The organism is Streptomyces sp. NPDC057287 (assembly GCF_042667905.1).
GTDB lineage: Bacteria > Actinomycetota > Actinomycetes > Streptomycetales > Streptomycetaceae > Streptomyces.
On the sequence record NZ_JBHUYV010000004.1, the window covers coordinates 437,038 to 461,606 of the forward strand.

The window sequence follows — 24,569 nt, forward strand, 5'->3', positions numbered from 1 at the left end:
GGTACGGAAGCAGCTCGCCCACGTGGCCACGAAGCTGCAATGCCGCCGCAACAGAGCGTGCCGGACCGGCCCCGCGTTCCACGGGGCCGGTCCGGTACGGTGCTCGGGGTCAGTCCTGCGTGAACATCCCGCTGCGCAGCTTGCGGAGGATGCGGCTCAGCAACCGGGAGACGTGCATCTGCGAGATGCCGAGCTCATCACCGATCTGGGCCTGCGTCATCTCCTGGCCGAACCGCATGTCGATGATGCGGCGCTCCCGCGCGTCGAGGTCGCCGAGCAGCGGGGCGAGCGTGTGGAGGTTCTCCACCGCCTCCATGGCGGGATCGGGATCACCCAGAACGTCCGCGTAGGTCCGGGTGCCCGACGCGCGGCCCACCGAATCCGCGGAGTCGGCGGGCATGTCGAGAGAGCCGGCCGTGTAGCCGTTGGCCGCGACGATGCCCTCGGTGATCTCCTCCTCCTCGAGACCGAGATCCTCGGCGAGCTCCCGCACCGTGGGGTCCCGGTCGAGGTCGGCGGCCAGCCTCTCCTTGGCCTTCGCGAGGTCCACCCGCAGCTCCTGCAGCCTGCGCGGCACATGCACCGACCAGGTGGTGTCCCGGAAGAAGCGCTTGATCTCACCGACGATGTACGGGACGGCGAACGAGGTGAACTCGACCTCACGGGAGAGGTCGAAGCGGTCGATGGCCTTGATCAGACCGATGGTGCCGACCTGGACGATGTCCTCCATGTCGCCGCTGCCCCGGTTGCGGAAGCGTCCGGCGGCGAACCGCACGAGCGACAGGTTCATCTCGATGAGGGTGTTGCGGGCGTACTGGTGCTCGTGGGTGCCCTCTTCGAGCAGCTGCAGGCGGTCGAAGAAGAGCTTCGACAGCTTCCGCGCGTCCTGTGGGGCGATCTGCCCGGCGTCCTCGATCCAGGGGAGACCGTCCGGTGCGCCTGCTCGTTCCGCACCGGCGGTCTGTGCAGTGTGCACGGTCATCCCGTCACGCTCCTCAGGTTGGATGCCATGAGGTGTGGGCGCCTGCCCGGTGCGCCGCAACTCATGCACGAGAAGGCTGATTTGAGCCACACCCGTGGCGGCTTCGGCCGGAAAAGGACGTGATCGTCCTCGTGCGTCGTGGCGGCGGAGCTCCCGTGGTCGCGGGAGCGCACAGAACCGCCCCACCGGTACGGGGGAGCCCGGTGGGGCGGTCGTACCCAGAGTGCCACAGGCCGAGGCCCGTTGGGGCCGTTCCGGCCGTTCCCGTCCAGTGGCGCACGATTCGCCGCACCCGCCCGGGTGTACGCGCCGCCGGGCTCGGCCCCGGCCCCTCGCGGTGAGGGGACGGGGCGGCGGGACCGGCGCAGGTCGGAAGGTGCTCGCCCGAGTCGGAGGGGCCGCGGCGCGGCGCCCGGTGAGCGCCTTGATTGCGGGCTCGTGAACAGAACGGCGGGCCGGGAATAGGCGCGGGGCGGATCGGCATTCCATCCGTGTCGCCGGCCGCCGATTCAACCGGAGTGAGAGAGTCCATGCCCGAGGCCACACCCCTGCCCACGAACCCGTCGCCGTCGCAGGCTCCGGGCCCATCGCCGTCGCAGGCCCCTGACCCGTCCGTGGCGCAGACCCCCGCCCCTGGCCCCACGGGGTCGAGCGGGCCCGGTCCCGGCAGGGGGAGCGGAACCCCGCCCCATCCGCTGGACAACCCCGCCCGCGCCTCGCTGACCGGTCCGCACGCCCACTTCGCCGAGCGGCGCGGCCGGATCCTGCGCTACCGCCCCGACGTCACCCCCTGGCTGGCCCTGCCGGACGAGCCCGACGCACAGGACTGGGCCGACGTCGCCGCGCTCGCGGGTCCCGGCGCGTCCGTCACGCTCACCGCCTTCCGGGAGCCCCCGCCCGCCGACTGGGAGATCGTCTTCCAGGCCGAAGGCGTCCAGCTGGTCGACGACGCCCTGGACGCCGCCCCCGACCCCGAAGCGCTGCTCCTGGGGCCGGCCGACGTGCCGGAGATGCTGGACCTGGTCGAGCGCACCCGCCCGGGGCCGTTCCTGCCGCGCACCGTCGAGCTCGGCACCTATCTCGGCATCCGCCGCTCCGGCGTGCTGGTCGCGATGGCGGGCGAGAGGCTGCACCCGCCGGGCTGGACCGAGATCAGCGGCGTATGCACCGACGGGTCCGTCCGGGGCCAGGGGCTCGCGACGCGTCTCGTCAGGGCCGTCGCCCACGGCATCAGGGAACGGGGCGAGACCCCCTTCCTGCACGCCGCGGCGTCGAACACCTCGGCCATCCGGCTCTACGAGTCCATCGGCTTCACCCTGCGCCGGAGGACCGCGTTCCTGTCCGCACTCGTCCCCGAGAGCGCGGACCGGCTCGCCGACGCCAGGACCCGGGACCGGGGGACGGGTAGCTTGGAACAGGTGGGGCGTTAGGGACGAACATGCGGGAGGCCTGCCGTGGTCATGGGACTCCGGCGCCCGTGGGCGGCGCGCAGGGAACCCCTGCCCGGGGCGGATCCGGCCGAGACGGCGGCGGGCGACGCCCGGATCGGGAGCTGGGCGCTCGCGCTGTGGCTCCTCCTCCTGACGGTCGTGGTGGTCCTCCTCGACACCTTCACCGGCAACGACCTCCCCGTCATCCCGCTTCTGGTCGTGCTCCCCGCGCTGGCCTCCGTCTTCTGCACGGTCCGCCAGACCACCGGTGTGGCGGTATGGGTCACGCTCGTCGTCGTAGGGTCCCGGATCGCCTCGACCGGTGCCTTCTGGGACGTGGTCTTCCTCATCGGCTTCACCGCGCTCGCCAGCGCTCTCGGCGTGGTCGCCTGTGCCGCACGCATCCGGCACGCCACGGAGGTGGCGAGGCTGCGCTCGGCCGCCGTCGCGCTCCAGCGGCAGATTCTGCGGCCCCTGCCCATCGTCACGCGGCAGATCTGTGCCCATGGCTTCTACGAGCCGATCGAGGAGGACCGGTTCGTCGGCGGCGACATCTACGAGGTGGTGCAGTCGCCCCACGGGACCCGAGTGATCATCGGCGATGTGCAGGGCAAGGGCCTGCCCGCGATCGGCGTCGGATTCGCCGCGCTCGGCGCGTTCAGGGAAGCGGCGGTGAGGGAGCCCGAGCTCACCGCAGTGGCGGACGCGGTCGAGGACGCGGTCGTCCGGCACAACGCCTTCTCCGCCGGGACCGGTGAGGCCGAACGCTTCGTCACCGCCCTGCTGCTGGGTTTCGACGGCGGCGACCGGGTGCGGGCGGTGAACTGCGGCCATCTGCTGCCGCGGCTGCTGCACGACGGGTCGGCTTCACCGGTCGCCCTGCACCGGACGTCCGTACCCCTGGGGCTGGCCGCACTCGGAGGCGAGGCGCGCGCCGCCGAGTGGATCGGCTTTCCGCCGGGTGCCGCGCTGATGGTCTTCACCGACGGGGTGACCGAGGCGCGCGATGCCGCCGGTGTCTTCTACCCGCTCGACGAGCGGCTCGGCCGATGGGTCGGGCAGGGGCCGGACGAGGTGCTGGAGGCGCTCCAGGCCGACCTCCAGGCGTTCTCCGGCGGAGTGCGCCGGGACGATGTCGCGGTTCTCGTCCTGAACAGGCCACAGGCGGCCGAGAGCGAGGCGGGATCTCGCGGGGACCCCGCGACGAGCGCCCCCACGACGTAGCGTCCGCGCCACTCTCCTACGGAACCCTGGTGGGAGCCCGCTCGCCTGCGTCACGGGGGCCGTTTTCGCCCGGGCAGCCAGGAGCGTGTCTACAATGAGCGACATGGGTTCGTACTACTTCTTTCTCTGATTCGCGGCCGGGACGCCGCCCGCCACCCCTGACCCCCCGGGTCACGCCGTGCGCCGCAGTCCTCTCCGCCGTCCGACACCCCGCTCCCGCAGCGCGCCTCCGTCCGTGACACCGATGTGCGCGCAGCCGAGGACATGTCACTTCAGGGAAAGCACCCATGACGCTTCAGCACACCCGCGCCCAACTGACCGTTCACGACGTCTCCAAGGCCTACGGGGACCGGTCCGTCCTCGACCAGGTGTCCCTCACCGTCCGCCCCGGGGAGAAGGCAGCCGTCATCGGCGAGAACGGGTCCGGGAAGTCCACGCTGCTGCGCCTGATGGCCGGGGCGGAGGCCCCGGACAGTGGTGACGTCACCGTCAGCTTCCCCGGTGGGACCGGTTACCTCGCCCAGACCCTCACCCTCGGCCCTCGACGCACGGTCCAGGACGCCGTCGACTCCGCGCTCGCCGAACTCCGCGCCCTCGAACACCTGATCCGCGAGGCGGAGGAGGCGCTGTCCGACGGCAGCCCCACGGGCGCCCGGCTCGCCGACTACGGGGACCTGCTGACGGCGTACGAGGAGCGCGGTGGGTACGAGGCGGACGCCAGGACCGACGCCGCACTGCACGGCCTCGGACTCGGTCATCTCACCCGGGACCGCGAGCTCGGCACCCTGTCCGGCGGTGAGCAGTCCCGGCTGGCCCTGGCCTGCGTGCTGGCCGCGGCGCCGGAACTGCTGCTCCTGGACGAGCCCACCAACCACCTGGACGACGCCGCCGTCAGCTGGCTGGAGGCCCACCTCCGCGCGCACCGGGGCACCGTCGTCGCCGTGACCCACGACCGGGCGTTCCTGGAGCGGATCACGACCGTGATCCTGGAGGTCGACCGTGACCTGCGGAGCGTCTCGCGGTACGGGGACGGCTGGGACGGCTACCGCACGGCGAGGGCCGCCGCGCTCCGACGCCGGGCCCAGGAGCACCAGGAGTGGCTGGCCGAGGTCGACCGCACCGAAGAGCTGGTGAGCGCGTCCGGCCGGCGTCTCGCGGGTACCGGCAAGGACCCCATGCAGGGCTTCGGCAAGCACCGCAGGTCGCACGAGGCCAAGCTGTCGGGTCAGGTCAGGGCCGCCAGGACCCGCCTGGAGGAGTTGCGCCGCTCACCCGTCCCCGCGCCTCCCCGGCCGCTGCGCTTCGCCGCCGAGCCGGCCCTCGCCCGTACGGGTGGCCCCCCGGAGGTGGGGGCAGCCGTGGCCGAGCTGGACTCCGTCCTGGTGGGCACGCGGCTGGACGTGGCCTCCCTGCGCGTCGAGCAGGGCCGGCGGCTTCTGGTCACCGGGCCCAACGGCGCGGGGAAGTCCACGCTCCTGCGCGTCCTGGCCGGTGACCTCGCGCCGGACGCCGGGACGGTCCGGCGGCGGGGCGCGATCGGCTACCTGCCGCAGGAGCTCCCCGTCAGGCCCACCCGCCGCACCCTGCTCGCCGTCTTCGCCGCGGGCCGGCCGGGACGTCCCGACGAGTACGCGGACGACCTGCTGGCCCTCGGCCTGTTCCGCCCGGAGGACCTGACCGTGCCGGTCGCGGCCCTCTCCGTCGGACAGCAGCGCAGGCTCGCCCTGGCACGCCTGGTGACCCGCCCGGCGGACCTGCTGATCCTCGACGAGCCGACGAACCACCTCGCCCTCGGCCTCGTCGAGGAACTGGAGACCGCACTCGACCGGTACGCGGGAGCCGTCGTGGTCGTCTCGCACGACCGGAGCTTCCGCGGCCGCTTCACCGGCGAGCGTCTCGAACTCCGGGCGGGCCGCGCCGTGAAGGGCTCAGGAGCCTATCCCTCCGAGGGCGGGCGGCCCTCCCGTACGTAGGCGAGCAGCCGCTCCACGAAGACACGCTGACCAGCCACCAGCCGTTCGTGCGCCTCGTCCGGTGTGCACCAGGCGAAGCGGTCCATCTCGGGGAACTCCTCCAGCACACCGGACCCCTTCGGCCACTCCATGGTGAAGGTGCCCGGGACCGCTTCGCCGGGGTCCAGCCAGGCTTCCACGGCCCACACGGTCACGGTCTTGCCGCCGGACTGGCGCGCCTCGCCCAGCGGCACCCAGGCTCCGTCCGGGAGGGGCAGCCCGAGCTCCTCCCCGAACTCCCGGCGTGCGGCGGCGGCAGGCTCCTCGTCCGGTCCGTACTCGCCCTTGGGAATGGACCAGGCCGCCGCCTCACGCCGGGCCCAGAACGGCCCGCCCATGTGGCCGATCAGTACCTCGGCGTCCCGCCGGCCGTCCTCGCCGTGGACGACCCGGAAGAGCAGGATCCCCGCGCTGCGCTTGGCTGTCGACATGTCGTCAAGTGTGCGGTGCGATCGCCCGGATGACCACCGGTCGGCTGCCGCTCCCCGGGGAGGCCCGGGACCACCGGGTCACTCCTTCGCCGCACGCTGTTCCGCCTGATGTCCCTGTTGTCCTCTGGTGCGTCCCACCCAGCCCGGTCATGCTGTCCGCCGACAGCGCATTCCGCGCGCAATCCGCTCCGCACCAGGAGGATTTGTGGGCCCTGGCACCTTCCGCACCGCCGCCCTGCGGCCACTCGTGCTGCTGGCGACCGTGTCGGCGATGGCGGCCGGAGCCGTCGCGCCCGCAGCCGCCGACTCGACGCCTGACCCCCGCCCGCACACCACCGCCGAGATCCTCAGACCTGTCGCCCCACCGGCCGCGAGCGGCCCCTCCGGGGCGGCGAGATCCGTCGTGGACGGCGACGGCATCGAGACCGCCCGCGCGTCCCGCCCCGTCGCGCCCGGAGTCCGGCTGAGCTCGTACGACCGGCTCGAGTCCGACAAGTGGCTACGGGTCGACAGCCTCTCCGTCGATCTGGACGGCAGCGGAGTGCAGGCCGACTACCTCTCCTCGGGCAAGGTCGCGGACCGGCGCCCGGTCTCCGAGCTCGCAGCCGGGCACGACCCGGGGCCGGGCCGCCGGACCGTCGCCGCGATCAACGCCGACTTCTTCGACATCAACCAGACCGGCGCGCCCCTGGGACCCGGTGTGGAGAACGGCCGGACGGCCCACTCGCCGGCCCCGGGTGTCAACCGCGCGGTCGGCATCGGGCCGGGCGACGCGGGCCGCGTCCTCGACCTGTACTTCGAGGGCGCGCTGACCCTTCCCTCCGGCCGGCATACGCTCGCGGCCTACAACGCGGCGGACGTACCGGCCCGGGGAGTGGGCGCGTACACCTCGGCCTGGGGCAGCGCCGACCGCGCGCTGACCGTCGACGGCGCGGGGCCGGTCGCCGAAGTGGCGGTGCGTGACGGCAAGGTCGCCTCGGTGTCGGACACACCGGGATCGGGACCCGTGCCCGAGGACACGGTGGTCCTCGTCGGCCGCGAGGCCGGGGCCGGACTGCTGAGCGCGCTGGAGCCCGGTGACCCGGTCGGCATCGAGTACCGGACACGCACCGACGGCGGAGCCGTGCCGCGCACCGCGGTGGGCGGCCGGGAGCTCCTCGTCGTGGACGGAGCAGCGCAGAACCACGACGGAGAGGGCAACAACACCGCGGCGCCCCGCACCGCCGTCGGGTTCTCCAAGGACGGCCGGACCATGCAGGTCGTCACCGTCGACGGCCGGCAGACGGACAGCGGGGGCGTCACCCTCACCGAGCTCGGCGAGATGATGCGCGGTGCCGGTTCGTACAGCGCCCTGAACCTCGACGGCGGAGGCTCCTCCACCCTCGTCGCACGTAAGCCGGGCAGCGACGCGCTCCAGGTCGAGAACAGCCCGTCCGACGGCAGCGAACGCACCGTACCCAACGGTCTCGCCCTGACGGCCCCCGACGGCAGCGGACGGCTCGACGGGTTCTGGGTCGAGACCCGTACGCCGGCCGGTGCGGCCCCCGGCGACGACCCGGTCGGCGGCGGTCACCCCGAGCGCGTCTTCCCCGGCCTGACCAGGCAGCTCACGGCAGCCGGCTACGACGAGACGTGCGGTCCCGCGGAGGGCGCCCCGCGCTGGCGCGTCGTCAGTCCGGCTGTGGGCGACGTCGATGCGCGGGGCACGTTCACCGCCCGTCGCGGCGGCACGACCGACGTGCGGGCGGAAAGGGCAGGCGCCCACGGCGAGACCCGGCTCACGGTCCTGGACCGGCTGGACCGGATCCGGTCCACCACCGCGCGCGTCGGACTGGCGGACGAGGAGGCCGCCGGCGCCTTCGGCATCGTCGGGCTCGACGCCCACGGCACGAGCGCGCCCGTCGAGCCGGCCGACATCACCCTCGACTACGACCGCACCCTGTTCACCGTCGACGACGACGGCAAGGGCTCCTTCACCGTCCGGTCGCTCACCGGCTCCGGAGCGGGACGGATCACCGCCACCGTGGCGGGCGTCAGCACCACGCTCGCGGTGAGCGTCGGTCTCACCGAGCAGGCCGTGTCCGACTTCGACGACGCGGCATCCTGGAAGTTCAGCCAGGCCCGCGCGGACGGCTCACTCGCCGCGACACCCGAGGGGCACACCGGAACCGGCCTCCGGCTCACCTACGACTTCACCCGGTCGACGGCGACACGCGCCGCCTACGCAGCCCCGCCGCAGCCCGTCGTCGTGCCCGGGCAGCCGCAGGCGTTCACCCTGTGGATCAAGGGGGACGGCAACGGCGCCTGGCCGACGCTGCACTTGAAGGACGCCGCCGGCTCCGACCAGCTGCTGCGGGGGCCCTACATCACCTGGACCGGCTGGCGGCAGGTCACCTTCGCCGTGCCGCCGGGCGCGGCGACGCCGTTGTCGGTGTCGCGCTTCTACCTCGCCGAGACGGCCGCGGCCCGGCAGTACACCGGTGAGGTCGTCATCGACGACCTCACCGCCCAGGTCCCACCCACCGTGGAGCTGCCCGGACAGCCGCGGCACGCGGACCCGTTGATCGACCCCGCCGCGGTGACCGAGGGCCGTGACTGGCAGTTCGCGGTGATGTCCGACGCCCAGTTCGTCGCACGCGACCCGGACAGTGCCATCGTCTCGCAGGCACGCCGCACCCTGCGCGAGATCAAGGCGGCGGCGCCCGACTTCCTGGTCGTCAACGGCGACCTCGTCGACGAGGGGTCGCCCGCGGACCTCGCCTTCGCCCGCCAGGTCCTCGAGGAGGAGCTCGGTGACGCGCTGCCCTGGTACTACGTGCCGGGCAATCACGAGGTGATGGGCGGGAAGATCGACAACTTCATCACACAATTCGGTCCGGCCCAGCAGACGTTCGACCACAAGGGCACCCGGGTCCTCACGCTCGACACCTCCTCCCTCAGCCTGCGCGGCGGCGGCTTCGCCCAGATCAAGGAGGTGCGTGCCCAGCTGGACGCGGCGGCGAAGGACAGGTCCGTCGGCTCCGTGATGCTGATCGAGCACGTGCCGCCGCGCGATCCGACCGTGCAGAAGGGGAGCCGGCTGAGCGACCGCAAGGAGGCGGCGCTCGTCGAGCGGTGGCTCGCCGACTTCCGGCGTACGACGGGCAAGGGCGCGGCCCTCGTCGGCAGCCACGTCGGCGTCTTCCACGCCTCGCACGTCGACGGCGTTCCCTATCTGGTCAACGGGAACTCCGGCAAGGCGCCGGCCGGACCCGCGGACCAGGGAGGATTCACCGGCTGGTCCCTGATCGGCGCCGACCGGGTGGCGCCCGCCGAGCAGGCGGCGGCGCGTCTGGCGCCGTGGCGGGGCGGACCCGACTGGCTCTCCGTCCAGACCCGTGCGCACGTCGACGAACTGGCCCTGGACGCCCCCTCCACGCTCGTCGCGGGGGAGCGCACGAAGGTCGGCGCGCAGGTGGTCCAGGGAACGCGGACCGTGCCGGCCGCCTTCCCGCTCAGCGTGGACTGGACCGGATCCCCGAACGTCCGCATCGGAGAGACGGGCGGTGCCCGCGGACGCCACATCGCGACGCTTGACCCGGCCACGGGCACGCTCACCGCGCTCCGGCCGGGCACCGTCACGCTCGCGGTGACCGTCAACGGTGTCACCCGGCAGGCGCAGGTCCGGATCGCCGCCGGGGCGGTGAGGCCCGCCGCCTGACGCCCCGTCGCGCACCGAGCCGCCGTACGGCTCCCGGACCCGGCCCGGGAGCCGTACGGCGGCGGTTCCGGGCCGTTCCCGCACCGCGGCCCGTTGCTCTCCTCGGCCGTCAGCACCGTCAGCACCGTCAGCACCGTCAGCACCGTCAGCACCGTCAGCACCGGCGGCACCGGCGGCAACCGCGGCAACGGCGCGTCGGCCGAGCCGTGCACGCCCGGGGCCTGCCGGGCGCGTCTCGCGGCGAACCCGTGATCCGGCAGGGCCGCCACCGACGTCAGGACCGCCGACAGCGGCACCCTGCGCCGACCGACCCTCCCCGCGGGGGCGCCCGGCGCAGTCCTTCACGCCTTCCGGTAGCCGTAGGCGTCCGAGGCGGCCGCCTCCACGGTCTCCAGATCGCCCCCCGCCGACGCGGTCACCAGCGCGGCGACCGCGCCCTCGACGAACGGAGCATCCACCAGCCGCGCCCCGTCCGGCAGTTCGTCGCCCTCCGCGAGCATGGACTTCACCGTGAGGACGGCGCTGCCGAGGTCCACGAGCAGTGCCACCCCGACGCCCCGGTCGACCGTCCTGGCCGCCTCGGCGATCAGTTCCGTACTGGTCCCCAGGCCTCCGGCCGAGGTGCCTCCCGCCGCCGCCACCGGAGCTGTCGCGCCACCGGCCGCCAGGCCCTTGGCCAGCTCGGCCACGGCCTCCGCGACCAGTCCGCTGTGCGAGACCAGCACGATCCCGACCTGCTCCTCCTCGCTCACGCGTCGCCACCGCCGCTCGCTCCGGCGGTCTCGGCGAGCGCCCCCACCAGCAGCGCGGACGAGGCGGCGCCCGGATCCTGGTGTCCGATGCTGCGCTCGCCCAGATAGCTGGCCCTGCCCTTGCGCGCCTGCAGCGGCACGGTCTCCAGGGCACCGGCCAGCGCCGCCTCCCGCGCCCGGTCGAACGAGGCGCCCACCACGGCGACCGCCGGGAGCAGCGCGTCGAGCATCGTCTTGTCGCCCGCCTTGGCCCCGCCGAGCTCCGCCACCGCGGTGACACCCGCCCCGAGGGCCTCGGCCAGCTGTTCCTGTGTCACCTCCTGCGCGTCGCCAAGAGCCTTCCCGGTGCGGCGCAGCAGCGTCCCGTACAGCGGCCCGGAGGCTCCGCCGACCGTCGAGATCAGATGTCGGCCCGCCAGCGTCAGCACCGAGCCCGGCGTGGCGGGGGCCTCCTTGCCGAGGACGTCGCCGACCGCCGAGAAGCCGCGCCGCATGTTGCTTCCGTGATCGGCGTCCCCGATCGCGGCGTCGAGCTCGGTCAGCCGGTCCGCCTCCCGGTCCATGGCAGCCGCGGTGGCGGCCATCCAGCGACGGAAGAAATCGGTGTCGAGCACAAGATCTCCTGTTCCTCACACACGGTGGAAAGTACGTTCACCGGCCCCAGCGGAGGGCGGGCGTCTCTACCGGCGCGTCCCAGAGCCGCACCATCTCCTCATCCACCTGGCACAGCGTCACCGAACAGCCTGCCATGTCGAGCGACGTCACGTAGTTCCCCACCAGCGTACGAGCCACCGTCACACCCCGCTCCGACAGCACCCGCCGCACCTCGGCATTGAACCCGTACAGCTCCAGCAGCGGCGTCGCGCCCATGCCGTTGACCAGTAGCAGCACCGGTCCGCTCGGCCGCAGATCCTCCAGCACCGCCTCGACCGCGGCGTCGGCGATCTCCGCGGACGTCATCAGCGGGCGGCGTTCCCGGCCCGGCTCACCGTGGATCCCGATGCCCAGTTCCAGCTCGTCCGCAGGCAGGTCGAACGTCGGTGTGCCCTTCGCCGGAGTGGTGACGGAGCTGAGCGCCACGCCGAAGCTCCGGGAGGACTCGTTCACCCGCCTGGCCATGGACTCCACCCGCTCCAGAGGCGCGCCCCCGTCGGCCAGGGCACCGGCGATCTTCTCGACGAACAGCGTGGCCCCCGTGCCGCGCCGGCCCGCCGTGAACGTGCTGTCGGCCACCGCCACGTCGTCGTCGACCAGGACCCGGGCGACCTGGACGCCCTCCTCCTCCGCGAGCTCGGCGGCCATGTCGAAGTTCAGCACGTCCCCGGTGTAGTTCTTCACGATGAACAGCACCCCCGCGCCGCTGTCGACGGCGGTGGCGGCCCGGACCATCTGATCGGGCACGGGCGAGGTGAAGACCTCCCCGGGGCAGGCCGCGGACAGCATCCCGGGCCCGACGAACCCGGCGTGCAGAGGCTCGTGCCCGGACCCGCCGCCCGACACCAGTCCCACCTTCCCGGCCACCGGGGCATCGCGCCGGACGACGAGTCGGTTCTCGACGTCCACGACGAGTTCAGGGTGTGCTGCGGCGATTCCGCGCAGTCCGTCCGCGACGACGGTCTCCGGGGCGTTGATGAGCATGCGCAACTGTTCCTCCAGGGAAGAGCGCGCCGACCGGGCGATCGTTGTGACCGGTCGGCAGCGTGGATACCGGTCGACTTCTCTCAGGTGCGTACGGCGACCAGTATCGAAGAGACACGGGTGATCGGGAAGCGACTCGACGGAACGGGACCTTCCGGTCCTGGCTGCGAGGCAGGAGCCCCGGCCGTCCCGGCCGTTCTTACGGTCCGGTGACGTGGGCGTGCCGTGCCGCCCTCCCGGCCTCCCGTCGGCCTAGCGTGGCGGCCATGCGCGTACTGGTCACCGGCGGAGCCGGCTTCATCGGGTCACACATCGTCCAGGCCCTCGTCTCCGGCGGGCACGAGCCCGTCGTCCTCGACGCACTGCTGCCCTCCGCGCACGGACCGGCCGGGGCGGGAGCCGTCCCGGCCGGAAAGCTTCCGCCCGGTGTCCGGACGACCGTCGCGGACGTACGGGACAGGGACGCGGTCGCCCGGGTGCTGTCCGGGATCGACGCGGTGTGCCACCAGGCCGCGATGGTCGGCCTGGGCAAGGACTTCGCGGACGCGCCGGAGTACGTCGGATGCAACGACCTCGGCACCGCTGTCCTGCTCGCGGAGATGGCCGCGGCCGGGGTCCGCGGCCTGGTGCTCGCCGGGTCGATGGTGGTCTACGGCGAAGGACGGTACGACTGCCCCCGGCACGGCACCGTCCGGCCCGGCCCGAGGACGCCGCCCGATCTGGACGCAGGCCGGTTCGAGCCGCTGTGCCCCGGCTGCGGCGCCGAACTGGTGCCCGGCCTCGTCACCGAGGACGCGGCCGCGGATCCCCGGAACGTGTACGCGGCGACCAAGCTCGCGCAGGAACACCTCGCCGCCGCCTGGGCGCGGGCCACAGGTGGGCGGGCCGTCTCGCTGCGGTACCACAACGTGTACGGCCCCGGCATGCCGCGCGACACCCCCTACGCCGGTGTCGCCTCGTTCTTCCGCTCGGCACTGGCCCGGGGCGAGGGGCCCCGGGTGTTCGAGGACGGCGGTCAGCGGCGCGACTTCGTGCACGTGCGCGATGTCGCCGCGGCCAACGCGGTGGCGCTCGCGGCCCTGGGGGAGCGCGGGCCGGGGACGTTCGACGCGTACAACACCGGCAGCGGCTCACCTCACACCATCGGTGAGATGGCCCGGGCGCTGGCCGCGGCCCACGGTGGTCCCGACCCCGTGGTCACCGGTGAGTACCGGCTCGGGGACGTCCGGCACGTGACCGCGGACTCGCGCAGACTCCGCGAGGAGCTCGGCTGGAAGCCGGAGACGGACTTCGCCGCGGGGATGCGGGAGTTCGCCACCGCGCCGCTGCGCGGCGCCGGAGAACCACGCGCGCAGGGCGAAGCGCGCTGAGAGCGGAGGCTCAGCCGCCCGCCCGGGCGACGACAGGCGTTCCGCCGGCCGCCGCCGGGAGCGTGACCTCGAAGCAGCAGCCGCCCGTCACATTGCGTACGTCCGTCCGGCCGGAGTGCGCCTCGACGATCCCGCGGACGATGGCGAGCCCGAGGCCCGCGCCCGCCGGCGGGGTCCTGGCGTGGTTGCCCCGCCAGCCCGTGTCGAACACGCGCGCCAGGTCCTCGTCGGGGATCCCGCCGCACCCGTCGGTGACCGAGAGCACGACGCCGTCCGGTGAGCGCCGCGCGGCCACCGCGACCGTTCCGTCGGCGGGCGTACGGCGGATCGCGTTGATCAGGAGATTGCCCATGACCCGGCTCATCTCCTTGCTGTCGACCTCCACGGGCACGGCGTCGATCCGGTCGCCGACCAGGCGTACGCCGTGTTCGCGGGCCAGCGGATGGGCCCCGGCGAGGGCGTCGCCCACCAGGTCGTGGGCGGAGACCCGGGTGGGCGCCAGGGTGAGCGAACCCGCGTGGATCCGGGAGAGTTCGAAGAGGTCACCGACCATGTCGTTCATGCGCTCCACCTCCTTCCGGATCTGGCGCAGGTAACGGCCGGAATCGACGGCCAGACCGTCCTCCAGCGCTTCGGACATGGCACGCAGTCCGGTCAGAGGGGTCCGCAGATCGTGCGAGATCCACGCCACGAGTTCCCGGCGCGACGTCTCCAGCGCACGCTCCCGCTCCCGGGAGTTCTCCAGCTTGGCGCTGGTGGCCGCCAGTTCGCGTGTGAGCGCGGCCAGTTCGGCGGTGGCCTGCTCCGCCGGGGCGGCGAAGGTGCCTCCGTCCCCGAAGGAGCGGGCGGCCAGCGTCAGGTCACGGCTTCTGGCGGCCACCCAGCGGCCCAGCAGCACCGCGGTCGCGAGGGAGACCACGGCAGCCATCGCGACGACCGTCGTCACCACCGTCAGATCGTGCGGGGAGAGGAACATCGCCCAGGCCACGGTGAGGGTCCCGGCGAGCATGGCCGTCACGGCGACGGAGGCGACGACGGTCAGGGAGACCGCCAGGGGGCGGTGGCGGAGCAGCCGCAGGGCGAGCGCGCCCAGCAGTCCCGCCGTGGCGGCGCCGAGGAAGGCGAACATCGCGATGAGGAGGATGTCGGTCACGCGCTCAGCTCCCGGCAGAGGGGTCGGCCGGCAGGTCCAGGCGGTACCCCACACCCCACACCGTCCGGATCAGGCCGGGGCGGGCGGGGTCGTCCTCGACCTTCCCGCGCAGACGGCGCACGTGCACCGTCACCGTCGACAGATCGCCGAAGTCCCAGCCCCAGACCTCCCGCATCAGCTCCTCACGGGTGAACGCCTGGCCGGGGTGGCCGAGGAAGAACGCCAGCAGGTCGAACTCGCGCAGCGTGAGGGCGAGGTCCGTGCCGTCGCGGGTCGCACGGCGGGCCGAGGGATCCAGGCTGAGCCCGGCGCCCCCGAGGACGGCGGGGGAGCGGTCTCCGGCCCGGCGTCCTCGACGCAGGACGGACTCGACGCGCAGCACGAGTTCGCGCGGGCTGAACGGCTTGGTGACGTAGTCGTCCGCCCCGGTCTCCAGGCCGAGGATCCTGTCGTCCTCGTCACCGCGGGCGGTGAGCATGATGACGGGCACCGCCGCGTGCGCGCGCATCCGACGGCACACCTCGAAGCCGTCCATGCCGGGCAGCATCAGGTCGAGAACCACGAGATCGGGCCGCCGCGCCGTGAAGCGGGCGAGGGCCGCCGGTCCGGCGTCCGCCCGTTCGACGTCGTAGCCCGCACGCTCCAGATACCCGGTGGCGACCTCGGCGACGGTCGGATCGTCGTCCACGACGAGCACGCGTCCGCGCGACGCGCCGTCGCCGGGGGCGGGGCCCGGCGACGACGCTTCACGCGTGTGCGGAGCGGAGGAGATGTTCTGCATGCCGCCCACTGTGGCACTCCGGGCCGCCCGGACGGACGGCTCACGGCCGCCACACGGTCGACGTCCACGTTTCGTAAGAACCTGAAGACCGAAATGCCCGTTTCTGCTCCGTAGGGTGATCGACGTGACCGACATTTCTCCGGCTGACGCCACAGACCCCGTCCGCGCCGACATCGTGCTGCCCTGTCTCGACGAGGCCGCGGCCCTGCCCCTGGTGATGGCCCGTATCCCGGCCGGATGGCGGGCCATCGTGGTCGACAACGGTTCCACGGACGGGTCGGCGGAAGTCGCCCGCTCCCTCGGCGCGACCGTCGTGCACGAACCGCGCCGCGGCTTCGGCGCCGCCTGCCACGCCGGACTGCTCGCCGCCGAAGCGGAGTACGTCTGCTTCTGCGACTGCGACGGTTCCCTCGACCCGGCCCTGCTGCCCGGCTTCGTGCGCCGGATCGCCGAGGGGGAGTGCGACCTGCTCCTCGGCAGACGCCGCCCGACGGGCCGCGGTGCCTGGCCCCCGCACGCCCGGGCCGGCAACTTCGCCCTGTCCCGGATGCTCCGCGGCCGCACCGGCCTCCGGCTGCACGACCTCGGGCCGATGCGGGCCGCACGGCGGGAGGCGCTGCTGGCACTGGACCTGACGGACCGACGCAGCGGCTACCCGCTGCAGATGGTGGTGCGTGCCTCGGACGCGGGGCTGCGCGTCGCCGAGACGGACGTGCCGTACGTGCCCAGAACCGGGACGTCCAAGGTCACGGGTACGTGGCGCGGGACCTGGCACGCCGTACGGGACATGCGCGCGGTGCTGCGGGAGCCGCAGCGGCCGGCCGTGCGCGACGTCCGGGCGGAGGTGTCACGATGAGGGTGGCCCCGCTTCCCACCGGAGCGACGACGCTCCTGGTCATCGCGAAGGAGCCGGTTCCCGGCCGCGTGAAGACCCGCCTCACACCGCCCTTCAGCCCGGAGGAGGCGGCCGAGCTGGCCGCCGCCTCCCTCGAGGACACCCTGCGGACCGTGCTCACCCTGCCCGCCCTGCGGCGCGTCCTCGTCCTCGAGGGGAGCCCCGGCCCCTGGCTGCCCGAGGGCTTCGACGTGGTGCCGCAGAGCGTCGGCACGCTCGACCGGCGGATCGCCGAGGCGTTCGGCGGGTGTACGGGACCGGCCCTCCTCATCGGCATGGACACCCCTCAGATCACCGCCCCCCACCTCGCACCCGCGCTCGCCCCCGACGCCTGGGACGGCTGCGACGCCTGGTTCGGACCCGCCGAGGACGGCGGCTTCTGGGCACTGGGCATGGCCGCGCCCGACCCCGGGCTCGTACGGGGCGTCCCGATGTCCCTCCCGTACACGGGAGGACTCCAGCGTGCCCGACTGGCGGACGCGGGCCTCACCGTCCGGGACCTCGCGGAACTGCGCGACGTGGACACCGCCGACGACGCCCTGCGTGTCGCCGGCGAGGCCCCCGACGGACTGTTCGCGGCCGCACTCTCCCGTCTGGGCCGGCCGGTGGTCCGATGAGCACGGTGACACCCGCCCCGGGCCCGGGCCACGCCGCCTGGGCTACCGACCCGTACGCCCAGGCGCTGAGCAGGGGCCGCGGCCCGCTCTTCCTGCGCCGGGCGGACGGCTGGCTGCTGCCGCTGGACGTCGAACGCTGGTGCGCGGACGCCGACGACGCCGACCTGTCGGCGCTCCGCCGCAGCGAGGGCCCCGTCATCGACATCGGCTGCGGCCCGGGCCGGCTGGTCGCGGCGTTGGCCGCGCGGGGGCACCGCGCCCTGGGCATCGACGTGAGCGAGGCGGCGATCGGACACACCGAGCGGCTCGGCGGATCCGCGCTCCGCCGGAGCGTCTTCGAACCGCTGCCGGGCGAGGGCCGCTGGGGCACCGCTCTGCTCATCGACGGGAACATCGGGATCGGCGGCGACCCCCGGGCGCTGCTCCGCCGGGTCGCGTCCCTGCTCGCGCCCGGGGGACTGCTCATCACCGAGGCGGCACCGCACGACGTGGACGAGCACGTCCAGGTGCGGCTCGACGACGGCAGGGGGAACGCCGGAGCCGCTCCCCATTTCCCCTGGTCGCGGGTAGGTGTGTCCGCCCTGCTCGGTTACGCGCGGCCGGACGGCTGGAAACCCGTGGATCAGTGGGAGGCCGACAGCCGTCCCTTCCTGGCCCTGCGCCGCTCGCGAACGGTCCGCAGCACGAGCCAGAGGGCCGACACGGAGAACAGCGCGGCCGTGATCAGCAGCCAGTTCCCCAGGAACCTGTCGGACGACATCCCGCTCGCCAGTTCGTAACGCTCCGAGCCGCCCACGATCAGCGGGAACCACACGAGCAGGAGCAGTACGGACAGGAGGAGCGGCACGCGCACGAAGTTGACCACACCGGACCGTCGCGCGCGGGACACCCGCAGCGCGCGGTCCGCGGACGAGTAGAGGGGCAGCAGCACCAGGTCGTGGGCGAACGCGGCTCCGATGAACCAGACCAGGATCAGGAAGGTGTCCCCGTCCAGCAGCCGCACCCCCGCATAGCCCGCGAGGGCGAGCGACGCGGCCATCAGCAGCAGATGCAGGGGGCCTTCGCCATACCAGCGGCGGAACAACCTCATCACAGCTCTCCGAACGTCAGACGGGTCACCCATTTGGTGTTCATCACACCGGGGGCGGCGGGCACGATGACGCGCGCCGGGTAGCCGTGGTCCGGCGACAGCGCCTCACCGTTGACGCCCAGCGCCAGCAACGACCGGGCGTCGCGCACCTGGTTGTCCCGGAGCGCGACCGTCCGGAAGGGCCCGCTGCGCTGGAGGGACTCCACCAGCACCCCCGGCGGGTCGTCCGGGAAGCCCGCGAGCGCGGCGAGATCGCGCAGCCGCACCCCGCGCCACCACTGGTCGGACGTCGACCAGCCCTCCACACACGCGATCGGCAGGGCCGCGCTGAACTGTTCCATGGCAGCGAGCCGATCCCGTGACAGGCGGACCTCCCCGGCAGGTCCGACCAGCGTGAGCCGCCAGCGCTCCCCCGTGTCGGCCAACACGATGCCGGCCTTCGCGGCGGTCTTGTTGATCTGGAATCCGTTGGGCCCCGGCCCCGGTTCGGCGCCGCCGCGAGGCGTCAGCAGCGCGGTCGGCCGCAGCGGGTCGAAGCTCCGGCCCGCCGAGGTCAGAAGGAGGAGGAGCGACCCCGTCCCCACGATCGTCAGGGCGCCACGCCGCGAGACGGTCGGCTCCGCCGGATCCGGCGAGGCGAGTTCGTCCTTCTCCGCCGGAGGGATCCCGTCACGCAGCACGCGCAGCGCCCGGGGGAGCTTCAGCGCGGTATGGGCGGCGAACGCGGCGAAGAAGACCCACGCCCCGTAGAAGTGCAGAGGATAGAACGAACCCGGGAAGACGTACTCCAACTGGATGTTGAGCAGCCCGGTGAGGAACTCGAAGAGGGCACCGCCCACCAGCAGCAGCAGGGAGACGCGCTCCAGGGCGTGTCCCACCGACCGTGCCGGCGGCAGCCGGAAGAGCTTCGGGATCACCGACCACAGTTTGGCCAGCAGCACCGGCACGAGCACGATGCCGAGCGTGACGTGCACCCCTTGGTTCAGGCGGTACAGCCAGTGGGGCCCCGTGGGCCAGTCGAACAGGTAGAAACCCAGCCACCCCTTCGCCGGAGTCTTGTCGTTCACGGCGGCCAGATCGGGGTTGTACGCCGCGTACGACAGCAGACCCGTCACGAACAGCAGGGTCAGACCTGCGAGGAGCACCACACCGAGAACGGCCGTGAACCTGACCCCGCGCACCGGACTGCGCCAGAAGGCGGGCTCGGTGGGCAGGGGCAGGGAGGAGAGGTGTGCTGCGGCTTTCCGACGTGTGTCGCCCATGAGGCCGACGTTATGCCGGGGACAACGCTCCGAGCCGGTTACGACTCCTGACGAAAGTCTGACGTCGCCGTCCGTCCGGCGGTGTGTCCGCGGCGCAGGATCTGACGGTTGTGTGACGCGGCGGCGTCGTACCGCCTCAGAGGCCCTCCCGATGCGTAGCGTGCCTGCGTGACGACCGAGGAACGCAGCGACCCCGTCCGGGCACTCGACCCCACCGGACCCGCCCGCCCCACCACGCGCGTGGGCCGTACCGGCCACCGCCGGGACCTGACGGCCGCGGCCGCGGGAGCCGTGCTGGTGGCCGTGGCCTGTGTCCTGGGATGGGCCGTCCAGGAGAGCAACGGCAGCCTGCAGGTCCACTGGCCTCCGCTCCTGGCCTCCTGGGATCCGCATCTCGGCCCGGGCACACCCGCCGCGCTCGCCGTGGCGGTGGCGGTCGTCGCGTACGGTCCCCGCCTGGCCGCCCGGCTCCCCTGGCGCCGTCTGCTCCTGGGCTCCTGGGCCGTCTCCGTGTCCTGGATCCTCTCGCTGGCCCTCATCGAGGGCTGGTACCGGGGAGTCGCCCGCAGACTGACCACCAAGCACGAGTACCTGCGGGTGATCGACCGCTTCGACGACGTGGGAGCCGCCCTGCGCGGATTCACCGACCACATCGTGATCGGCCCGCCAGGCAACTGGCCGGCCCACGTCGCCGGGCACCCGCCGGGCGCCACCCTCACCTTCGTCGGCCTGGACCGGATCGGACTCGGGGGCGGGGCCTGGGCGGGGATCTGGTGCATCGTGCTCGGCGGCTCCGCCGCGGTGGCCGTCCTGGTCGCCCTGCGCGCCCTGACGGGCGAACACCTCGCCCGGCGTGCGGCGCCCTTCCTCGTCCTCGCCCCCTTCGCGGTCTGGACCGGCACCTCGGCGGACGGCTACTTCGCCGCTGTCGCCGCGTGGTCCGTGGCCCTGCTGGCGCTGGCCGCCACCCGCACCACCCGGTTCCCCGCGGCCGCCGGGCTCGGCGCCGGACTCCTCTTCGGCTTCACCTGCTACCTCAGCTACGGTCTGACGCTCGCCGCGGCCCTGCTCGTCGCGGTCCTCGCGATCACCCGGACGGCACGCCCGCTCGGTCCGTTCCTGCTCGGTGCCCTCGCGGCTCCGGTGGCCTTCACGGCAGCGGGGTTCAACTGGTGGGAGGCCTACCACCTGCTGGTCGAGCGCTACTACCAGGGCGCGGGCGGCGTCCGGCCCTACTCCTACTGGGTCTGGGCGAACCTCGCCTGCACGACCCTCGCCGTGGGCCTCGCCACCCTCGCCGGTCTGCGCCGTACGGCGGCTGCCGCCCCCGCCGCCGTACGCGCCCTGCCCTCCGGCACCACGACCGCCGTGCAGCGGCTCGCGCTCGTCACCCTGACCGCGCTCCTGGCACTCCTCGTCGCCGACCTGTCCGGGATGAGCAAGGCGGAGACCGAACGCATCTGGCAGCCGTTCATGGTCTGGCTGCTGCCGGCCGCCGCCCTGCTGCCCGACACGGGCCGGCGCGGCTGGCTCACCGCCCAGGCCGTCCTCGCGCTGCTGATCAACCACCTGTTGTGGACCGGATGGTGAGGAGGCGTGCGGCGACGCCCCGCCTGCCTGCCTGCCTGCCTCCGCGGCGGTGGCCGCGTCGCCCTCAGCGCGCGCCGGCCAGCCACGCGTCGAAGGTCAGGCCGCCCCGCGGTCCGGGCCCCGTCGGTAACTGCCCGTTGCCCGCCATGGCCGCGCCCGTGGCGCCGGGAACTCTCGCCGGCACCATCAGCCTGCGCTCGTGACGGGCCGCGAGCAGCCGGCGCGCCAGGTCGACGAGCTGCTCGACCCGCGGCCCCGCGAGCTCCGGTGCCGGTACACCGGCGTGTGCCCGGGAACACCGTTCCCGGGCAGACGCCTTCCGACTCCGCGCACCTCCACGACGGGGCCGCCGCCGCGGATGTGACATCGCGGGCGACCCGGCTCAGTAGCGCACGCAGAACTCACGGTCGGTCAGCCACTGGCCGAACCAGTCGCTCAGCGGAACGGTGATGCACCATCCCGGCTCGTTCGTGTCCGGCGTGGGTACGGTCGGCGTGGGCTTGTCCGGCTTGGGCGCCGTCGGCGTTCCGCTGGGGTCGGTGGCGGGCTCGGAGGGCTCGGGGGCGTCCGGCAGCCCGCTCAGCATCTCGCGGAACACCTGTGAGGACTCCGGGTTCTCCGCACACTGCCACACCCCGTGCGGGCAGTAGTCCGTGATCGTCTGGTACAGCGGCTTGTGACGCTCGATCCACTCCAGCATGCGGCGCATGTACTCGGGGTTGTCGCCGTTGCGGAACAGCCCCCACTCGGGGAAGGAGATCGGCTTGCCGCGCTCGGCCGCGAAGTCGACCTGCTTCTGCAGCCCGTACGGTTCGTTCACCTGCTCGTCGAAGGTCAGCGCCGGCGGCTGGTCGTAGGAGTCCATCCCGATGATGTCCACGACGTCGTCGCCCGGATAGCACTCCGTCCAGGGCACGGCGTCCCGTCCCCTGCTCGGTGCGAAGTCGAAGCGGAACTCCTGCCCGGACACGGACCGCATGGTGGTGACGATGCGGTTCCAGTACGCCTTCCACGCGTCCGGGTCGGGACCGCACCGGTGCGTGTACGTCGTCCCGTTCATCTCCCAGCCGAGGACGATGACGGTGTCCGGGACGCCCAGCAGGACGAGGCGCTCGGCGAGTCTGCGGAAGTGCGCGTCGAACTGTCCCGCGGCACCGGCCCGCAGCAGGCCGCGCACCTCGTCGTCGGAGACGTGCTCCTCGTTCCGCTCCAGCATCGGCGTGTTGAGGACGAACATCCGGTCATCGGCGGCTTTCCGCCAGGCCGCCCACGAGGCGAGGAAGCCGGGGCGGCCCTCGATGTTCTCCCACAGGTCGCCCGGCAGATAGCTGTGCCCGACGCGCAGCTCCGTACCGCCTAGCCAGCGCGACAGCTCCGCCATCCGCTGGACGCCCTTCGGCCCGTAGTCCAGATAGGCCCCGATGGCGGTCGTCGCCCCGGGCTCCGGCGCCCCCTGCGCGGCGCCCTTCCCGGCCTGCGTGTCCGCGGCGTCGTGGTCGGTGAGGACCGCACCGCCGACGAGGAGGCAGAAGGCGGTCGCCCCGATGCCGAAATTGATGAGACGGCGCTGTGCGGGCACGGCTCCTCCTTTGGATTACGGCCTGACTCCGACCCTGTCGACCCTAAGGAGAATGATTCGACAATGGGCTGGGGGACCACCCGCGGATAGACCATTAGCGACACGCGGAGATTCGGAGCGGGCCGTTCGGGTGATCTTTTCCGAAGGTGAAGGGAAGAAATCCGACGCGGTTGTCGAAATTCGAATCGACCAGGCCCGGTTCACCCGATGTCCGAACGCCGTCCAGCCGTGTGAGCATTTCGCGGAAGAGGGCTTTCATCTCCAATTTCGCCAGATGCGCCCCCAGGCAGTGGTGCGGACCACCGCCGCCGTATCCCAGGTGCGGATTGGGCGACCGGGTGATGTCGAAGGCGTCGGGGTCCTCGAAGACCGACGCGTCGCGGTTCGCGGAGGCGTAGAGGAGGACGACCTTCTCCCCGGGGAGAAAGGTGTGGCCGCCGACCGTGCATTCGGCTGCCACGGTCCTTCGGAACTGGATGATCGGCGTCGAGTGGCGGACGATCTCGTCCACCGCGCCGTCGGCGTAGCGCTCGAAGTCGGACTCCAGCAGCGCCCGCTGTTCCGGATGCGCGCTCAGCAGGACCATCCCGTGGGCGATCGCGTTCCGGGTGGTCTCCACGCCGGCCACGAGCAGCAGCGAGAAGAAGGCACCGAGCTGACGCGCGGACAGGGCCTGCCCGCCGACGTCCGCACGGACCAGCGCGGAGATCATGTCGTCCGCCGGTACGCGGCGCCTCTCACGGGCGATGCCGGCCATCTCCAGCTGCATGCGGGCCAGTGAGCGCAGGCCGCGTCCCGGCACCCGGAGACGGGCCCGCCCGCGCCTCTGCACCCCCACGTACTCCGACGCGTGGTCGATCCGGGCGGCGATGCCGGCCCGATGGCGCGCGGGGATGCCCATCAGGTCGCAGATCACCTCGAAGGGCATGCGGGCGGGCGCCGAGCGCATGAAGTCCCCCGGGCCCTCGGCGATCATCTCGTCGACCAGCCGCCGGGCCACGGCCCCGATGTTCTCCTCGGCCGCGGCGAGCAGCCTCGGGGTGAAGGCGCGCGAGATGGTCCTGCGCAGCCCGGCGTGCTCGGCGCCGTCCATGTTGACCATGGAGTTGCCGAACACCGCCTTGGCCCACAGGGCGGGTTCCGGGACGGTGACACCGGGTGCGCTGGCGAAGACCTGCGGCTGACGGCTGGCCGCCTTCACGTCCGCGTGCGTCACCAGCGCGAGGAACGGCGTACGCGACCCGGTGCGGGGCGTGAAGCGGACCGGCGCGCCGAGCTCCCGCAGTCGCGCGAACGCGGACAGACGTTCGGACCGTGGCAGTCGCCAGAACGCCGGGTCGGCCAGATCGGCACCGGCCGTCCCTCGTACGCGGTCCGTGGGCACCTGTGTCGGCGCGTTCATCACAACCTCCGGGAGCTCGGACCGCCATGCTGGCCCGGCGGGCGGCGCGGAGCGGCCGACACGGCCGGGCGGGCCGGAGAATTCCCACGGTCGCCCGATCCCCGGCGGACGAGAACCGTTCGCGCCCCGTCTCGTTGCGCATTCGAGCGAGACACCTCGCAGGAGCCGACGAGAGGGAGGTACACCCAGCATGAAACCGACCACCGGCACGAGCGGGAAGCCGGCCGGGGCCCCGCGGACGGCCCGCCGCGCGGTGCTGCGCACCGTCTTCACCGCGGCCGTGATCGCCGGCACCGGCGGCGCGCTCGCCCCGGTCCTCATCGACGGCCCGGAGTCCCCGGGCCCTGCCCAGGAACGCGACGCCGTGGGTCCGGAGCGGTTCTCCGAGCTGTACCGGGGCCGCGAGATCAGCGGCACCGCCACGGCCGTCGTCCCGGCCGGAGCACAGCCCCGCTCCGGTGGTGCGGGAGCCGTCGCCGCGCCCGGAATCGACGTCCGTGTCGACGGGCGGGCCCTGCACGTGATGCGGCGCGCCGACGGCAGCTATCTCAGCACCGTCAACCACTACGAGTCGTTCCCGACCCTCCTCGAGACGGCGCGCGCGGCGGTCGACGAGCTCGGCACCGCCCAGCTGTCCGCCGTCTCCCCCCACACGATCTGA

At 73.1% G+C, this 24,569-nt stretch carries 20 protein-coding genes; 10 read left to right on the plus strand and 10 right to left on the minus strand.

The features are described 5' to 3' along the window. Nucleotides 1-109: 109 nt before the first annotated feature. Nucleotides 110-982, minus strand: coding sequence for an RNA polymerase sigma factor SigF (locus ACFUNE_RS10750; RefSeq protein ID WP_383564906.1), 873 nt, complete (start codon nucleotides 980-982; stop codon nucleotides 110-112). A 614-nt stretch (nucleotides 983-1,596) separates the two neighbouring features. Between ACFUNE_RS10750 and ACFUNE_RS10755 the strand changes: the two genes are divergently transcribed. From ACFUNE_RS10755 to abc-f, 3 genes are all read left to right on the plus strand, one after another. Then, nucleotides 1,597-2,412: a GNAT family N-acetyltransferase gene (locus ACFUNE_RS10755; RefSeq protein WP_383564908.1), complete on the plus strand. Its 816-nt coding sequence runs from the start codon at nucleotides 1,597-1,599 to the stop codon at nucleotides 2,410-2,412. Between the two features lie 24 nt (nucleotides 2,413-2,436). Beyond that, entirely contained in the window at nucleotides 2,437-3,636 is a 1,200-nt protein-coding gene (locus ACFUNE_RS10760; RefSeq protein WP_383564910.1) for a PP2C family protein-serine/threonine phosphatase, read from the plus strand. A gap of 287 nt (nucleotides 3,637-3,923) precedes the next feature. Then, the gene (gene abc-f, locus ACFUNE_RS10765) at nucleotides 3,924-5,609 is read left to right on the plus strand and encodes a ribosomal protection-like ABC-F family protein (RefSeq protein ID WP_383564912.1); all 1,686 of its coding nucleotides are present in this window, start codon (nucleotides 3,924-3,926) and stop codon (nucleotides 5,607-5,609) included. Here abc-f and ACFUNE_RS10770 read toward each other — a convergent pair. Then, nucleotides 5,573-6,079: an NUDIX domain-containing protein gene (locus tag ACFUNE_RS10770; RefSeq protein ID WP_383564914.1), complete on the minus strand. Its 507-nt coding sequence runs from the start codon at nucleotides 6,077-6,079 to the stop codon at nucleotides 5,573-5,575. The two genes, abc-f and ACFUNE_RS10770, sit on opposite strands and share 37 nt — an antisense overlap. A gap of 271 nt (nucleotides 6,080-6,350) precedes the next feature. Here ACFUNE_RS10770 and ACFUNE_RS10775 point away from each other — a divergent pair, with 271 nt between their 5' ends. After that, nucleotides 6,351-9,779: a phosphodiester glycosidase family protein gene (locus tag ACFUNE_RS10775; protein WP_383564994.1), complete on the plus strand. Its 3,429-nt coding sequence runs from the start codon at nucleotides 6,351-6,353 to the stop codon at nucleotides 9,777-9,779. Nucleotides 9,780-10,120: 341 nt separating this feature from the next. Here ACFUNE_RS10775 and ACFUNE_RS10780 read toward each other — a convergent pair whose 3' ends face one another. From ACFUNE_RS10780 to dhaK, 3 genes are read right to left on the minus strand one after another with little or no spacing between them, the layout of a single operon-like run. Further along, nucleotides 10,121-10,531 carry a PTS-dependent dihydroxyacetone kinase phosphotransferase subunit DhaM gene (locus ACFUNE_RS10780; RefSeq protein WP_383564916.1) on the minus strand — a complete coding sequence of 137 codons (411 nt, stop codon included), beginning with the start codon at nucleotides 10,529-10,531 and terminating at the stop codon, nucleotides 10,121-10,123. Beyond that, on the minus strand, nucleotides 10,528-11,145 hold the full coding sequence (gene dhaL, locus ACFUNE_RS10785; RefSeq protein ID WP_383564918.1) for a dihydroxyacetone kinase subunit DhaL: 618 nt from the start codon (nucleotides 11,143-11,145) through the stop codon (nucleotides 10,528-10,530). Before dhaL ends, ACFUNE_RS10780 begins: the two co-directional genes overlap by 4 nt. Before the next feature lie 37 nt (nucleotides 11,146-11,182). Next, a complete protein-coding gene (gene dhaK, locus ACFUNE_RS10790; RefSeq protein WP_383564921.1) occupies nucleotides 11,183-12,175 on the minus strand; it encodes a dihydroxyacetone kinase subunit DhaK in 993 nt (330 codons plus the stop codon). A gap of 260 nt (nucleotides 12,176-12,435) precedes the next feature. Between dhaK and ACFUNE_RS10795 the strand changes: the two genes are divergently transcribed. Further along, nucleotides 12,436-13,539 (plus strand): NAD-dependent epimerase/dehydratase family protein, encoded by a 1,104-nt coding sequence (locus ACFUNE_RS10795; protein ID WP_383564923.1) that lies wholly within the window; start codon nucleotides 12,436-12,438, stop codon nucleotides 13,537-13,539. Between the two features lie 10 nt (nucleotides 13,540-13,549). Here the strand turns inward: ACFUNE_RS10795 and ACFUNE_RS10800 are convergent, their stop codons facing one another. Further along, nucleotides 13,550-14,692: a sensor histidine kinase gene (locus ACFUNE_RS10800; RefSeq protein WP_383564925.1), complete on the minus strand. Its 1,143-nt coding sequence runs from the start codon at nucleotides 14,690-14,692 to the stop codon at nucleotides 13,550-13,552. 4 nt (nucleotides 14,693-14,696) lie between these two features. Next, entirely contained in the window at nucleotides 14,697-15,473 is a 777-nt protein-coding gene (locus ACFUNE_RS10805) for a response regulator (protein ID WP_383564926.1), read from the minus strand. A 124-nt stretch (nucleotides 15,474-15,597) separates the two neighbouring features. Between ACFUNE_RS10805 and ACFUNE_RS10810 the strand changes: the two genes are divergently transcribed. The 3 genes from ACFUNE_RS10810 to ACFUNE_RS10820 are packed head-to-tail and all read left to right on the plus strand — an operon-like array spanning nucleotide 15,598 to nucleotide 17,764. Beyond that, nucleotides 15,598-16,329 carry a glycosyltransferase family 2 protein gene (locus ACFUNE_RS10810; protein ID WP_383564928.1) on the plus strand — a complete coding sequence of 244 codons (732 nt, stop codon included), beginning with the start codon at nucleotides 15,598-15,600 and terminating at the stop codon, nucleotides 16,327-16,329. Then, complete coding sequence (locus tag ACFUNE_RS10815; protein WP_383564931.1) at nucleotides 16,326-16,985, plus strand: DUF2064 domain-containing protein; 660 nt, start codon at nucleotides 16,326-16,328, stop codon at nucleotides 16,983-16,985. The genes ACFUNE_RS10810 and ACFUNE_RS10815 overlap by 4 nt, the downstream gene beginning before the upstream one ends. Next, a complete protein-coding gene (locus ACFUNE_RS10820) occupies nucleotides 16,982-17,764 on the plus strand; it encodes a class I SAM-dependent methyltransferase (protein WP_383564933.1) in 783 nt (260 codons plus the stop codon). The genes ACFUNE_RS10815 and ACFUNE_RS10820 overlap by 4 nt, the downstream gene beginning before the upstream one ends. Before the next feature lie 310 nt (nucleotides 17,765-18,074). Here ACFUNE_RS10820 and ACFUNE_RS10825 read toward each other — a convergent pair whose 3' ends face one another. Beyond that, nucleotides 18,075-19,337: a molybdopterin-dependent oxidoreductase gene (locus ACFUNE_RS10825; RefSeq protein ID WP_383564935.1), complete on the minus strand. Its 1,263-nt coding sequence runs from the start codon at nucleotides 19,335-19,337 to the stop codon at nucleotides 18,075-18,077. Nucleotides 19,338-19,505: 168 nt separating this feature from the next. Between ACFUNE_RS10825 and ACFUNE_RS10830 the strand changes: the two genes are divergently transcribed. After that, entirely contained in the window at nucleotides 19,506-20,927 is a 1,422-nt protein-coding gene (locus tag ACFUNE_RS10830; protein WP_383564937.1) for a hypothetical protein, read from the plus strand. Nucleotides 20,928-21,309: 382 nt separating this feature from the next. Here the strand turns inward: ACFUNE_RS10830 and ACFUNE_RS10835 are convergent, their stop codons facing one another. Both ACFUNE_RS10835 and ACFUNE_RS10840 read right to left on the minus strand, forming a co-directional pair. Continuing rightward, nucleotides 21,310-22,506: a glycoside hydrolase family 26 protein gene (locus tag ACFUNE_RS10835; protein WP_383564939.1), complete on the minus strand. Its 1,197-nt coding sequence runs from the start codon at nucleotides 22,504-22,506 to the stop codon at nucleotides 21,310-21,312. A gap of 94 nt (nucleotides 22,507-22,600) precedes the next feature. Beyond that, nucleotides 22,601-23,908 (minus strand): cytochrome P450, encoded by a 1,308-nt coding sequence (locus ACFUNE_RS10840; RefSeq protein ID WP_383564941.1) that lies wholly within the window; start codon nucleotides 23,906-23,908, stop codon nucleotides 22,601-22,603. 190 nt (nucleotides 23,909-24,098) lie between these two features. Between ACFUNE_RS10840 and ACFUNE_RS10845 the strand changes: the two genes are divergently transcribed. Further along, nucleotides 24,099-24,569 carry a tyrosinase family oxidase copper chaperone gene (locus tag ACFUNE_RS10845; RefSeq protein WP_383564943.1) on the plus strand — a complete coding sequence of 157 codons (471 nt, stop codon included), beginning with the start codon at nucleotides 24,099-24,101 and terminating at the stop codon, nucleotides 24,567-24,569.

What these genes read in the sequence shown, in the direction of transcription:
- ACFUNE_RS10750 (WP_383564906.1), bottom strand. Translation starts at nt 982, where the DNA reads ATGACCGTGCACACTGCACAGACCGCCGGTGCGGAACGAGCAGGCGCA.
- abc-f (WP_383564912.1), top strand. Translation starts at nt 3,924, where the DNA reads ATGACGCTTCAGCACACCCGCGCCCAACTGACCGTTCACGACGTCTCC.
- ACFUNE_RS10770 (WP_383564914.1), bottom strand. Translation starts at nt 6,079, where the DNA reads ATGTCGACAGCCAAGCGCAGCGCGGGGATCCTGCTCTTCCGGGTCGTC.
- ACFUNE_RS10775 (WP_383564994.1), top strand. Translation starts at nt 6,351, where the DNA reads ATGGCGGCCGGAGCCGTCGCGCCCGCAGCCGCCGACTCGACGCCTGAC.
- ACFUNE_RS10795 (WP_383564923.1), top strand. Translation starts at nt 12,436, where the DNA reads ATGCGCGTACTGGTCACCGGCGGAGCCGGCTTCATCGGGTCACACATC.
- ACFUNE_RS10805 (WP_383564926.1), bottom strand. Translation starts at nt 15,473, where the DNA reads ATGCAGAACATCTCCTCCGCTCCGCACACGCGTGAAGCGTCGTCGCCG.
- ACFUNE_RS10815 (WP_383564931.1), top strand. Translation starts at nt 16,326, where the DNA reads ATGAGGGTGGCCCCGCTTCCCACCGGAGCGACGACGCTCCTGGTCATC.
- ACFUNE_RS10820 (WP_383564933.1), top strand. Translation starts at nt 16,982, where the DNA reads ATGAGCACGGTGACACCCGCCCCGGGCCCGGGCCACGCCGCCTGGGCT.
- ACFUNE_RS10825 (WP_383564935.1), bottom strand. Translation starts at nt 19,337, where the DNA reads ATGGGCGACACACGTCGGAAAGCCGCAGCACACCTCTCCTCCCTGCCC.
- ACFUNE_RS10840 (WP_383564941.1), bottom strand. Translation starts at nt 23,908, where the DNA reads ATGAACGCGCCGACACAGGTGCCCACGGACCGCGTACGAGGGACGGCC.
- ACFUNE_RS10845 (WP_383564943.1), top strand. Translation starts at nt 24,099, where the DNA reads ATGAAACCGACCACCGGCACGAGCGGGAAGCCGGCCGGGGCCCCGCGG.